Genomic DNA, 11,225 nt, shown 5'->3' with positions numbered 1-11,225 from the left:
GGGCAGGAAAGTAGTTGCGGTTACGAGCGCAAAAGTATGCACAGAACTGCATACTTTCCCGGTTCGAGCGCCAAGAAACGAGTTTCCTGTGCACGAACGCGGATGGTTCCGACAGGCTTTTGCGACCCGCCCCGGCAGTTTCGCCCATGCCGAATCCGCTCTTCGCCGTCTCGCCGCTCGACGGCCGCTACGCCGGTCGCACCCGACCGCTCGCGCCGTACGCCAGCGAGTCCGCGCTCATGCGTGCTCGCGTGCAGGTCGAAGTCGAGTACCTCGTCGCGCTCGCCGACCTCGACGCGACACCGCTCGAAATCGATTCGGAACAGCGCGCCGAACTGCGCTCTCTGTACGAGGACTGGGACGAGGCGGACGCCGACCTCGTCAAGACCATCGAAACGGAGGGTTACGGCGAGTTCACCGCCACGAACCACGACGTGAAGGCAGTCGAGTACTTCGTTCGGGTGAACCTGCCCGAGGACCTCGACGCCGCCCAGTGGATTCACTTCGGGCTGACCAGCGAGGACGTGAACAACCTCGCACACCGCCTGCTCGTTTCTGGGGCTGTCGAGGAGGTCCTGCTCCCCGAACTCGATTCCCTGGTCGACCAGCTCACCGAGATGGCCCAGGAACACCGCGACCTGCCGATGCTCGCACACACCCACGGCCAGCCCGCCACGCCGACGACCTGGGGCAAAGAGGTCGCGGTGTACGCGGCCCGGCTCGGTCGCACTCGCGCCCGGCTCCGGGGCGCTGTCGAGTCGCTGGCAGGCAAACTCGGCGGGGCCTCCGGCACCTACGCCGCCCACGTCGCCGCCTACCCCGACGTCGACTGGCGTTCCTTTGCACGGGAGTTCGTCACCGGCCTCGGCCTCGACTTCGCGCCGGTCACCACGCAGGTCAACCCCTGCGACGACCTGGCAGAAGTGTTCGACGCGGCCCGCGGCGTCAACAACGTCCTGCTCGACATGGACCGCGACTTCTGGCTCTACGTCTCGAAGCGCTACCTCGGCCAGGAGGCCGTCGAGGGCGAGACCGGCTCCTCGACGATGCCGCACAAGGTCAACCCCATCGACTTCGAGAACAGCGAGGGCAACCTCTCGAAGGCGAACTCCGACCTCACCTTCCTCGCGGACTACGTCACCACCTCGCGGCTCCAGCGCGACCTCTCTGATTCGACGGTCAAACGGAACATCGGTGCGGCGTTCGCGCACTGTCTCATCGGCTACACCAAGGCCCAGAACGGCCTCGCGAAGGTCGTCCCGAACGAGCACGTCATGCGCGAGGACCTGCAAGAGACGCCCGAGATCATCGGCGAGGCCGTCCAGACCATCCTCCGGCGCGAGGGCGACACCGCGGCCTACGAGCGCGTGAAGGAACTCACCCGCGGCAAGCGCGTCACCATCGAGGACTTCTACGACCTGTTCGACGACCTCGACGTGAGCGAGGACGTGCGCGAGGAACTGAAAGCGCTGACCCCCGAGGGCTACGTCGGCGTCGGGAACGACCTCGTGGACGAGCTGGACTGAGCTGCTCGGACAATCTTACGCCGTCAATCCTTTCGCCACCGCCCGAATCACGAGGTCCCGCGTCTCGTCGTAGCGCGCCGGGTCGAGTTCCTCCTGGTGGAGCGACAGCAGCGTCACCGACCGGATGGCGTTGGCGACGATATCGGGGGCCGGCCCCTGCACTTTGCCCGCCTCGTACCACGCCTCCACGTAGGGCATGAGGTACGCGAGTTTCTCCTCCCGGCGCGCCGCGGCTTCCTTGTCGGAGAACTGCGCCCGGAGGCGCGCTGCCTCGTCGGGCTCGAAGATGACCTGTCGGATGAGGTCGTTCGTCTCGATGACGTCCATGATGCCCTCGAGGAACGCCACGATGGCCGCCTCCGGGTCGTCGTGTTCCTCCAGTGGTGCCATGACCTGCGGCATGAGGCGTTCGCCCTCGCGTTCCAGAATCTCCACGTACAGCGCCTCCTTCGAGTCGAAGAACTGGTAGAATGTGCTGGTGGCGATGCCGACGGGCTCGGTCAGGTCCGCGATGGTCGTCTTCTTCAGCCCGTAGTGGCTGAACAGGTCACGCCCCTCCTCGACCAGACGCTCGCGGATGCGCTCGCGTTCGACCTCGCTGAATCCCCCACTCATGCGATGTCCTTCCGGCGGAAGTACTCGCGGCTCGCCAGGACCAGCACCGCGCTGGCGGCGAGCAGGAGGACAGCGCCACCGAGGTCCCACTCGCTGTGGACGAGGACGGCACCCGGGTCGTAGTACCGCTGGGGCGCGATGGCCCCGAGCCACGAGAAGTCGGTCCCGGCGGTGACCGAGTCGATGAGGAACAGCCCGAACACGACACCCATGGCGGCTCGCTGGGCGATGCCGGCCCGGTCGAACACCACGGAGGTAACCAGCCCGATGGCGGCCGCCGTGAGCAGGTACGGAATCGACAGCAGGTGGACCATCACGAGGTCGGCGACCGAGATGGACTCGCCGATTGAGACGACGCCCGCGAAGACGATGACCGGCATCGCCGCGTTGATGACGAGCATCGGGACGAGCATCGATCCGAACTTCTCCAGCAGGACTCGCGAGCGCGAGACCGGCAGCGAGAGCGTCATGTCCATGCGCCCGTGCTCGATGTCGTCAGCGACGAGCGACGCCGCGGCGTAGGCCATGTACAGCCCGAGGAGGATGACCCAGCCGAAGGCGTACAGCTCTGCGGCGAGGAACCCCTCGATGGTGCCGAGCGCCTCGGTCCCGAACGCCTCTCTCAGGGCCGGCGGGAACGCCTGCATGTACTCGTCGAGGTCGACCGCGGCCGTGATGGTCGGGAACATGTAGATGTAGAGGGCAGTCATCAGCCCCAGCCCGAGCGTCATGAGCCCGGCTCCCTTCACCCGGCGCTTGCCGTGGTAGCGGACGAACTCGAACATCAGGCCACCACCTCGTCGTCGCCGTAGAAGCGCATGAACACCTGTTCGAGCGGGGCCTCCTCGACGTCGAGTTCGAGCACGTCGTAGCCGCCGACGAAGTCGACGAGCGAGTTGAAATCACCCGTGTAGGTGAACGTGAGCTCCGAGGCCGATTCGGGCGCGCTGCCGCCGTTGGCCATCGGGGCCTCGGTGACGAGGCCGTCGACTGCCCGGACCGACAGGTCGTGGACGCCGTCGAGGGTCACGTCCGCCGGCGCGAGGTCGCTCGCGACGCGGAGCCGGACGAACTTCCCGCTGCGGTCGAGCAGGTCGGAGACTCTCTCGACGGTGACGATGCGGCCTTCGCGGATGATGCCGATGCGGTCGCACACCCGGCGCACCTCGCTGAGGACGTGCGAGGAGAGGAAGATGGTCGTCCCCGCCTCTTTCTCCTGGCGGACGAACTCGTTGAAGCGCTGTTGCATCAGGGGGTCCAGCCCCGAGGTGGGTTCGTCCATGATGACGAGATCCGGGTCGTGCATGAACGCCTGCACGAGCCCGAGCTTCTGCTTGTTCCCGGTCGAGTACTCGCGGATTCTCTGGTCGAGCGGCGGGTCGAACAGCTCCAGCAGTTCCGCGCGACGGGTGTCGCCCTTGATGGACGCGTGGAGGTCGAGAACCTCGCGACCGGTCGCGTTCTCGTCGAAGCTCGGGTTCGCCGGCAGGTAGCCGATGCGCTGTTTCGCCTGGATGAGGGCCGACTCGTCGCGGATGTCGTGCCCGAGCAGGCTGGCGGTGCCCGCCGTCGGTTCGATGAACCCCATCAGGGTCCGGATGGTCGTCGTCTTCCCGGCCCCGTTCGGCCCGAGGTACCCGAAGACCTCGCCCTCCGCGACGCTGAACGACACGTCGTCGTTGGCGAGAACCTCGCCGTAATCCTTCGTCAGGCCGGACACCGTTATCGCGCTCATTACTCAGGACTACGATGAATGAACTCATAAATATATCGTTCATATATTTTTGAGCCGTCTGACGTGCGTTTTCGGGCATCTGTGGGCGATTACCGACAAACCGAATCAGTTCCACCAACAAACACTTACCACTGACAGGAGAACTCGCGTCCATGCCCCGTCCGCAGCAGTCCCCCACCTCCTCCCCGGCCGATTGCCCAGCCGACGACGACCGCGACCAGCCCGCCCCACAGGGCTGTCCGAAGTGTGACCGCGAATCGGTGACGACCGACCTGGTGTCGACGACCGGCTCCGGGCTCGCGCGCCTGTTCGACATCAAGACCAGACAGTTCCGCGTCGTCACCTGCGAGCACTGCGGCTACTCGGAGTTCTACGACGACAGCCAGACCGCCGAGGCCGACGTCGTCGACACCTTCCTCGCCTGAGGCGAGGCGGGAACCGGATAGCCGTCGGGACCCTCTCTCTAGCGTGTACTCCGGGCCAACCGCGGCCGGCTCCAGACGCGGCATCGCCAGCACGTCGAGCCGCCGCTTCGCCCTCTTCTTCGTCGGCGTCCTCCTGCTGACGCTCGCCGCCGTCCTCACCATCGGCGCGATTCGTGTCGCGCTGGTGTACGACGGCCCGGACGCGGCCCCCGACGCCCGCTGGAGCATCGACCGGAGCGACCTCACCGCGGCCGACCGGGCGGCCCTCGACCGCGCCATCGCGGGCGAGCGACTGGTCTACGAGAGTCCGGAGGCTGCGCCAGGCCCGGGCCGCGGGAAGCTGGCCGTCTACGACGACCGGGCCAACACCTGGCAGGTCTTCCGGCGGCGCGTCTACGTCGACTTCGGGACGACGTTCGGGATGGGTGCGGCGCTCTCGGGCGTGGCTGGCGTCGTGTGTCTGTTCGTCCCGGTCGTCAGGCAGCTGCGGGACTGACGCGTGCGACCGTCGAAGGAGCGACCTCGAAAACGACCCGCGAAAAACAGTTCTTCAGGCGGCAGGGTATCGTCAGGCAGCCGGGCGACCGGTCTCTGCAGTCTCGCCGTGTTTCACCAGGCCCCCGATGGCACCGCCGACGATGGCGGGTATCGAATTGAGGGCGATGAGAACGAAGGCTGCGGCCCCGAAACCGACGGTCGCCAGGATGCCACCGAGCGAGAGCGCTACGATGGAGACTACGAGTCCGAGCACCGCCAGCAGCACGAGCACGGCGATGGCCCCGATGGATCCCGCGAGGAGGCCGTTCCACGCCCCGTCTTTCATGCCGCTGTTGGCCAGGTAGCCCGTGACCAATCCGCCGAGTAACGCGCCGACGCCGGTTCCGAGGAACGCGAGTTGCTCGACGTACGCGCCGATCACCGCGAGGGCCCAGATGGTGACGATGCCGAGTATGACTGCACGCCAGTTCGTATCTACCATGGCAATCCTACGTTGCCGGGTGGTTTAGCGAGTGTAGCGGCTCCCCTGATGGCTCACCAGTAGATGATTCCGGTCAGACGAACGCGAGCGAGAGCCCACGACGGACTCAGGAAAGCAGGGTCGCGATGGCCTCGGTCACCGCCTCGGCCGCCTGTTCGACCTCCGCAATTCTGACGTACTCCTGTGGGGAGTGCGCGACCGCACCGTCTTCGTCAGCAAGCACGCCGGGCCCGAACACCACGGTCGGGGCCAGCTTGGCGAAGTAGGAGGCTTCGGTCGCGGCGGTGAAGTGCCGCGTCTCGGCGTCGGCCGCCGCGGTCAGCGCCTGCACTACCTCACTACCCTCGTCGGTGTCCCACGCTTCGAGGAAGGGTGTGTCGCGCTCCGTCAGCGCGAACTCGACGCCGACCTCGGACGGGACGTACTCGCGCAGGTGTTCCAGCAATGCGGCGTGGAACCCGTCTGCCGACTCCGGCGGGACGCTCCGGCGGTCCACGACGATGCTGGTCTCGGCCGGGACCTGGTTGGTCGCGGTGCCGCCGTCGACCATCGTCGGCGTGAGCGTCGCCCCACCGAGTTGCGGGTGGACCGGTGGCGCGTCGGGACGCTCGTCGAACGACTCGATGGCGTCGATGACCTCCCGGACTGCACTGATGGCGTTGATTCCGGAGTCGGGCTCGGCCGCGTGGGCGTTCTCCCCGGTGAGGGTGATGGTCCCCTGGAACCGGCCCTTCGCGGCGGTACACACGTCCAGATCGGTCGGTTCGCCGACGATGAAACAGTCGGGGTCGTCGAATTCCATCGCAGCTGCACCCGTCGAGAGGGTCTCCTCGTCGGGCGAGATGGCGAGCGTAACTCTCCCCGCACCATCGTCGGAGTCCACGTCAGCAGCCAGAAAACCAGCCAGCAGCGCCGCCAGTGGCCCCTTCGCGTCGCAGGAGCCCCGCCCGCGGATGACGCCCGCCTCGTCGTCCCGTTCGTAGGGAACGTGTGGCGGGACCGTGTCGATGTGTGTGTTCAGGACGATATGGGGGCTGCCACTGCCCCGTGTCGCGATCGTGTTGCCCGCGTCGTCGACGTGGGCCTCGACGCCGTGGTCGGCCAGTGTGTCCACGAGGAACGTGCGCATCTCGGACACGTCCTCGTGCGACTGTATCTGGACCGCTGCGTCGAGGAATTCGACCGGGTCGAACTCGCCGACCATCAGTCGGCTGACGGCGGCGTGATGGACGCTTCACCGTCGAACTCGTGTACTACCGGGCCGCGGAGTACCGCGGGCCCGTCGTCCGGCACCTCGACGGTGAGGTCGCCACCGGGCGGCGACACGACGAGCTCTTCGGCTTCGTGCTTACCGAGGTACTTCGCAACGGCCGCAATGGCGACCGCGCCAGTCCCACAGGACAGCGTCTCGCCCTCGACGCCGCGCTCGAAGGTGCGCTGGTCGTAGCCGCCGTCGGCGCGCTCGGAGGCGAACGTGACGTTCGCGCCCTCCGGGAACACGTCGTGGTGGCGGATGTCCGGGGCGTCTGCATCGAGGTCGATCGCGTCCACGTCCTCGACAAAGACGACGGCGTGGGGGACCCCCGTGTTGATGCCCGTGACCTCGTAGCCGGCGAGTTGCTCCTCGACGAGCGGCTCGTCCTGTGCGAGCGGGACGACCTCGGGCCGGAACGACGGCTCGCCCATCTCGATGGCGATGTCGTCGCCGACCTGTCGGGCGTGGCGGGTGCCCGCCTGGGTGTCGATCATGACCTCGGGAGCACCGGTCTGCTCCATCGCCCACTCGGCGGCGACGCGTGCACCGTTCCCGCACATCTCCGCGGTGGAGCCGTCGGGCTGGACGAGCGTCATGACGACACGTGGTGGGCGGTACTTGGCTTCCAGATGCAAGAAGAGGACGCCGTCCGCGCCGGTCGTTCCCATGTCGTTGCGCTGGACGCTGGTCTCGTCGGTTCCGGCGACGCCATCTTCGCGGTCGCAGTTCCGCGTTGCGAAGGCGAAGCGGTCGGGGACGTACTCGTCCGCGTCTACTACGATGAAGTCGTTGCCGGTGCCGTTGTACTTTCGATACTCGATGTTTCGCTGTGAGATGCTCATTCTGATACCTCCTGTCGCGTGATGTCCGCGATGGTTTCACGACGCCGCGCGAGCGACGCCGACCCGTCCGCGATCGTGATGGTGGCTGGTCGCGGGCGGGAATTGTAGTGGCTCGCCATCTCGTAGCCGTACGCGCCGGCGTTGCCGATGGCGAGGATGTCGTCTCGCTCCGGTGCAGGGAGCGGCCGATTCTGACAGAACGCGTCCGAACTCTCGCAGATGGGGCCGACGACCGTCTGGTCGACGAGGTCTCCATCGCGGTCGTCCGCGTTCAGGTTCCGCATGGCGTGGTAGGCGTCGTACATCGCCGGGCGAAGCAGCGTCGTCATGCCCGCGTCGAGGCCGACCACGGTGGTGTCGGGCGTCTCCTTGACCGTATTTATCGTCGTCAGCAGGACGCCCGCGTCGGCGACGAGGTAGCGCCCCGGTTCGACCTGGAGCGTCGCGTCGATGTCGCCGACGGCCTCACGGGTGGCCTCGGCCACCGCGTCGAGGTCGAGGGGCTCCTCGTCCTCTCGGTACGGGACGCCGAAGCCGCCGCCCACGTCCACGAACTCGAGGTCGACCGGCGCGTCACGCGCGAGGTCGCCCATCCGCGAGACGAGTTCGCGGTGACTCGCGAGGTCCTCCTCGCCCGAGATTCCGGACCCGGCGTGGGCGTGGATACCGACCACGTCGAAGCCGCGGTCGTCGGCCTCGGCGAGCAGGTCGGTCGCCTCCTCGTAGGGGACGCCGAACTTGGCGTCCGCGCCGGTCTGGACCTTCTCGTGGTGGCCCGCGCCGACACCCGGGTTCACCCGCAGGCAGAGCCGGCCGTCGTACCCTCGCGCTTCGAGGCGGTCGAGGGTATCCGCCGCACCGACCGTGACCGTCAGGTCGGGGTAGTCCTGCCAGAGCCCCACGACCGTCATCAGGTCCTCGGCAGGCGGGTTGACCGCGGTGTACTGGATGCGGTCACCCGGGACGCCCGCGTCGAGCGCCCGGGCGACCTCGCCTGCGCTGGCGCACTCGATGCCCGCACCCTCGTCGTGGAGGGTCGCGAGGCACCGACCCAGCGTGTTCGCCTTCGCGGCGTAGAACACGTCCGCGTCGGGGAACGCCGCGTCGAGCCGGCGGTAGTTCTCGCGCACCCGGTCGAGGTCGAGGACGTAGAGTGGGCTGCCGTACTCGGCGGCGAAGTCGCGCAGACCGGCGGCGTCCCAGTCCGCGAGCCTGCGGATACTGGCACCGCCATCCTGGGCCGCCACGTCGTCGGCCCGCGCGACCTCGCCGCTCATTCGCGCAGCACCTCCTCGCGCTGGGTCGCTTCGAGGGTCTCGGCCTCGAGGCCGGTCGCCACGACCGCGGGCTTGTACGCGCCGCCCGGGATGAGGTCGTGGTCGCCCAGCGAGGACTCGACGAAGCGCTGGAACGCCCGGCGCTCCGGCGGCAGCTCGCCGTAGTACACCTCCTCGTCCACGAGGTCGTAGACGGGGATGCGCGGCGTGAGCAGGGTGTTCTCGCCCACGACCGAGTTCTCGCCCACGACGAAGCCCGAGGTCACCCGGCAGCCCGCACCGAGCGAGACGCCGTCCTCGACGACCACGGGTGCGCCCTCGACCGGTTCGAGGACGCCGCCGATGAGCGTGTTCGCGCCGAGCTTGACGTTCGAGCCGATCTGGGCGCAGGAGCCGACCGTGTCACACGAGTCGACCAGCGTGCCGTCGCCGACGTACGCCCCGATGTTCACGAAGCTCGGGCTCATCATGATGCAGTCCGAGCCGATGTGGGCCCCGGCGCGGACGACGGTCCCGTCGGGCGTGTTGCGGCTCCCACGCTCGCCCAGGTCCGAGGTGTCCTGCAGGGGCAGGACGTCGTTGTAGACGACGCCGCCGTGTTCGTACTGCTGGATGTCGTTGAGCACGAAGCTGAGCAGGACGCCCTGCTTGACCCACGCGTTCGCCTCCCACTCGCCACCGCGCTTCTCTGCCGCACGGACCTCGCCGGCTTCGAGCGCGGCGAGCAGTTCGGCCAGCACGTCGTGTGCCTCGGGGTCGTCGGCGTCGAGTTCGTCTGTCTGATGTCGCTGCCACAGGTCGTCGATGTCGGATTGCAAGCTCATTCGTCGTCTCCCTCCAGAACGTCTGCAAAGTCGTACCAGCCGGCGTCGCGGCCGGCCAGCCACTGGGCCGCGTCGAGTGCCCCCTCGGCGAAGACGCCGCGGGACTCGGCGCGGTGACTGAGTCGCAGTTCCTCGTGACCGCCGGCGAGCCACACCTCGTGCAAGCCGGTGACGTTCCCGGCTCGCAGGGCGTGGACGCCGACTTCGCCCTCGGTCCGCGGGGCCTCACCCTCGCGGCCGTGGACGCGGTCTTCCTCGCCGCGGACGGACTCGACGTCGTCCAGCAGCGTGTTCGCGGTGCCCGATGGCGCGTCGCGCTTCCGGTTGTGATGCGCCTCGACGAGTTCGATGTCGTAGTCGTCGAGCGCCCCAGCAGCCTCGCGGACGAGGCTCCGGAGTACGGCGATGCCCTTCGAGAAGTTCGCGGCCTGCAGGACGGGGACGGACTCGCTCGCGTCGTCGAGTGCCGCCTCCTGCTCGGCCGAGAGGCCGGTCGTCCCGGTGACCAGTGCGGTGCCCGATTCGGCACACGCTGCGGCGTAGTCGACGGTTGCGTCGGGGACGGTGAAGTCCACGACCACGTCGATTTCGCGGTTCGCCAGCACGGCTTCGAGGTCGTCGTCCGAGAGCACCTCGACGCCGGCGACCGTGTCGTCCACGCCGGAGGCGGTGAAGCCGACGACGGTGGCGAACTCGGTTCGCTCCGCGACCGCTTCGAGTACCTCCTGTCCCATCGCGCCGGTCGCACCGGTGACACCGAGACGGACCATCAGCGCTCTACCTCCGCGAGCTGTTCCGCGTAGTCGCTGTCCTCTTCGAGTTCGGCGAGCACGTCCGCGAGCGGCTCGACGTACTCGTCCGAGAGCCGGGTCAGCGGCAGGCGCATGTGAGCCTCGCTGTAGCCCCGGATGCGCATCGCCTCCTTCACCGGAATCGGGTTCGTCTCCCAGAACAGGGCGCGGAACAGCGGACCGAGTTCGTGGTGGAGCGCCTGTGCGCGCTCGAAGTCGCCGGCGAGTGCCGCCCCGACCATCGCGCAGGTGCGCTCGGGTTCGATGTTCGCGGACACCGAGATGGTGCCGGTCGCCCCCACGGAGATCATCGGGAGCGTCAGTGCGTCGTCGCCCGAGAGGACCGAAAAGTCCTCGTCGCGGGTTCGCTCGACGATCTCGGTGATCTGGCCGAGGTCACCCGAGGCGGCCTTGAAGCCCGCGATGTTCTCGTGGCTGGCGAGTTCGGCCGCCGTCTCCGGCTCGATGTTCTGGCCGGTCCGGGACGGGACGTTGTAGACGATCTGTGGCGCGTCCACCGCGTCCGCGATGGCCTCGTAGTGCTCGACGAAGCCGCGCTGTTCGGGCTTGTTGTAGTACGGCGAGATGAGCAACAGGGCGTCCGCGCCCGCCTCGACCGACCGCTGCGAGAGCGACAGTGCCTCGGCGGTGTTGTTCGACCCCGAGCCGGCGATGACCGGAATCGCCTCTGCCTCGTCGACGACGGCCTCGACGACCTCGATGTGTTCGTCGTGGCTGAGCGTGGCCGATTCGCCGGTGGACCCGACCGGGACGATACCGTCGACGCCGGCCGTTTCGAGGCGAGAGACGTTCTCTTGGAGGGTCTCGAAGTCGATGCTGCCGTCCTCGTGGAACGGTGTGGTGATGGCGGGATAGACGCCGCTGAAATCGATGTCTGTCATGTGGTGTGTAGTGTGTATCGTGGGAAGTCGTCTGTCGCGCAGTTCAGGTCAGCC

Annotated in this window: 13 protein-coding genes; 3 read left to right on the top strand and 10 right to left on the bottom strand. The window is 67.7% G+C overall.

Going from position 1 to position 11,225, the window contains the following annotated elements:
- Positions 1-146 precede the first annotated feature (146 nt).
- A complete protein-coding gene (gene purB / locus ACSC1S_RS04060; protein ID WP_435363257.1) occupies positions 147-1,526 on the top strand; it encodes an adenylosuccinate lyase in 1,380 nt (459 codons plus the stop codon).
- Positions 1,527-1,541: 15 nt separating this feature from the next.
- Here purB and ACSC1S_RS04055 read toward each other — a convergent pair whose 3' ends face one another.
- From ACSC1S_RS04055 to ACSC1S_RS04045, 3 genes are read right to left on the bottom strand one after another with little or no spacing between them, the layout of a single operon-like run.
- Positions 1,542-2,141 (bottom strand): TetR/AcrR family transcriptional regulator, encoded by a 600-nt coding sequence (locus tag ACSC1S_RS04055; RefSeq protein ID WP_435363256.1) that lies wholly within the window; start codon positions 2,139-2,141, stop codon positions 1,542-1,544.
- Positions 2,138-2,926, bottom strand: coding sequence for an ABC transporter permease (locus ACSC1S_RS04050; RefSeq protein ID WP_435363255.1), 789 nt, complete (start codon positions 2,924-2,926; stop codon positions 2,138-2,140). The genes ACSC1S_RS04055 and ACSC1S_RS04050 overlap by 4 nt, the downstream gene beginning before the upstream one ends.
- Positions 2,926-3,876 (bottom strand): ABC transporter ATP-binding protein, encoded by a 951-nt coding sequence (locus ACSC1S_RS04045; RefSeq protein ID WP_435363254.1) that lies wholly within the window; start codon positions 3,874-3,876, stop codon positions 2,926-2,928. Before ACSC1S_RS04045 ends, ACSC1S_RS04050 begins: the two co-directional genes overlap by 1 nt.
- Before the next feature lie 152 nt (positions 3,877-4,028).
- On the opposite strand from ACSC1S_RS04045, the gene ACSC1S_RS04040 reads away from it, so the two are divergent.
- A complete protein-coding gene (locus tag ACSC1S_RS04040) occupies positions 4,029-4,301 on the top strand; it encodes a zinc ribbon domain-containing protein (protein WP_435363253.1) in 273 nt (90 codons plus the stop codon).
- A 43-nt stretch (positions 4,302-4,344) separates the two neighbouring features.
- Positions 4,345-4,797, top strand: coding sequence for a hypothetical protein (locus ACSC1S_RS04035; protein ID WP_435317589.1), 453 nt, complete (start codon positions 4,345-4,347; stop codon positions 4,795-4,797).
- 72 nt (positions 4,798-4,869) lie between these two features.
- Here ACSC1S_RS04035 and ACSC1S_RS04030 read toward each other — a convergent pair whose 3' ends face one another.
- The 7 genes from ACSC1S_RS04030 to dapA form a co-directional block, all read right to left on the bottom strand.
- Positions 4,870-5,280: a DUF5518 domain-containing protein gene (locus ACSC1S_RS04030; RefSeq protein WP_435317588.1), complete on the bottom strand. Its 411-nt coding sequence runs from the start codon at positions 5,278-5,280 to the stop codon at positions 4,870-4,872.
- 106 nt (positions 5,281-5,386) lie between these two features.
- Entirely contained in the window at positions 5,387-6,484 is a 1,098-nt protein-coding gene (locus ACSC1S_RS04025; RefSeq protein ID WP_435363252.1) for a M20 family metallopeptidase, read from the bottom strand.
- Positions 6,484-7,377: a diaminopimelate epimerase gene (dapF, locus tag ACSC1S_RS04020; protein WP_435363251.1), complete on the bottom strand. Its 894-nt coding sequence runs from the start codon at positions 7,375-7,377 to the stop codon at positions 6,484-6,486. Before dapF ends, ACSC1S_RS04025 begins: the two co-directional genes overlap by 1 nt.
- Positions 7,374-8,654, bottom strand: a complete 1,281-nt coding sequence (gene lysA, locus ACSC1S_RS04015; protein WP_435363250.1) for a diaminopimelate decarboxylase — start codon at positions 8,652-8,654, stop codon at positions 7,374-7,376. Before lysA ends, dapF begins: the two co-directional genes overlap by 4 nt.
- Positions 8,651-9,478: a 2,3,4,5-tetrahydropyridine-2,6-dicarboxylate N-succinyltransferase gene (locus ACSC1S_RS04010; protein WP_435363249.1), complete on the bottom strand. Its 828-nt coding sequence runs from the start codon at positions 9,476-9,478 to the stop codon at positions 8,651-8,653. Before ACSC1S_RS04010 ends, lysA begins: the two co-directional genes overlap by 4 nt.
- On the bottom strand, positions 9,475-10,251 hold the full coding sequence (dapB, locus tag ACSC1S_RS04005; protein ID WP_435364584.1) for a 4-hydroxy-tetrahydrodipicolinate reductase: 777 nt from the start codon (positions 10,249-10,251) through the stop codon (positions 9,475-9,477). The genes ACSC1S_RS04010 and dapB overlap by 4 nt, the downstream gene beginning before the upstream one ends.
- Complete coding sequence (dapA, locus tag ACSC1S_RS04000; protein ID WP_435363248.1) at positions 10,248-11,171, bottom strand: 4-hydroxy-tetrahydrodipicolinate synthase; 924 nt, start codon at positions 11,169-11,171, stop codon at positions 10,248-10,250. The genes dapB and dapA overlap by 4 nt, the downstream gene beginning before the upstream one ends.
- Between the last annotated feature and the right edge of the window lie 54 nt (positions 11,172-11,225).

Source organism: Haloarchaeobius pelagicus, assembly GCF_051207375.1.
GTDB lineage: Archaea > Halobacteriota > Halobacteria > Halobacteriales > Natrialbaceae > Haloarchaeobius.
This window is presented reverse-complemented; position numbering and strand designations above follow the sequence as displayed.

Bases quoted from the DNA above. Each gene is read 5' to 3' on its own strand.
- ACSC1S_RS04050 (WP_435363255.1), bottom strand. From the start codon at position 2,926: ATGTTCGAGTTCGTCCGCTACCACGGCAAGCGCCGGGTGAAGGGAGCC.
- dapF (WP_435363251.1), bottom strand. From the start codon at position 7,377: ATGAGCATCTCACAGCGAAACATCGAGTATCGAAAGTACAACGGCACC.
- purB (WP_435363257.1), top strand. From the start codon at position 147: ATGCCGAATCCGCTCTTCGCCGTCTCGCCGCTCGACGGCCGCTACGCC.
- ACSC1S_RS04045 (WP_435363254.1), bottom strand. From the start codon at position 3,876: ATGAGCGCGATAACGGTGTCCGGCCTGACGAAGGATTACGGCGAGGTT.
- ACSC1S_RS04030 (WP_435317588.1), bottom strand. From the start codon at position 5,280: ATGGTAGATACGAACTGGCGTGCAGTCATACTCGGCATCGTCACCATC.
- dapA (WP_435363248.1), bottom strand. From the start codon at position 11,171: ATGACAGACATCGATTTCAGCGGCGTCTATCCCGCCATCACCACACCG.
- ACSC1S_RS04025 (WP_435363252.1), bottom strand. From the start codon at position 6,484: ATGGTCGGCGAGTTCGACCCGGTCGAATTCCTCGACGCAGCGGTCCAG.
- ACSC1S_RS04010 (WP_435363249.1), bottom strand. From the start codon at position 9,478: ATGAGCTTGCAATCCGACATCGACGACCTGTGGCAGCGACATCAGACA.
- ACSC1S_RS04055 (WP_435363256.1), bottom strand. From the start codon at position 2,141: ATGAGTGGGGGATTCAGCGAGGTCGAACGCGAGCGCATCCGCGAGCGT.
- lysA (WP_435363250.1), bottom strand. From the start codon at position 8,654: ATGAGCGGCGAGGTCGCGCGGGCCGACGACGTGGCGGCCCAGGATGGC.
- ACSC1S_RS04040 (WP_435363253.1), top strand. From the start codon at position 4,029: ATGCCCCGTCCGCAGCAGTCCCCCACCTCCTCCCCGGCCGATTGCCCA.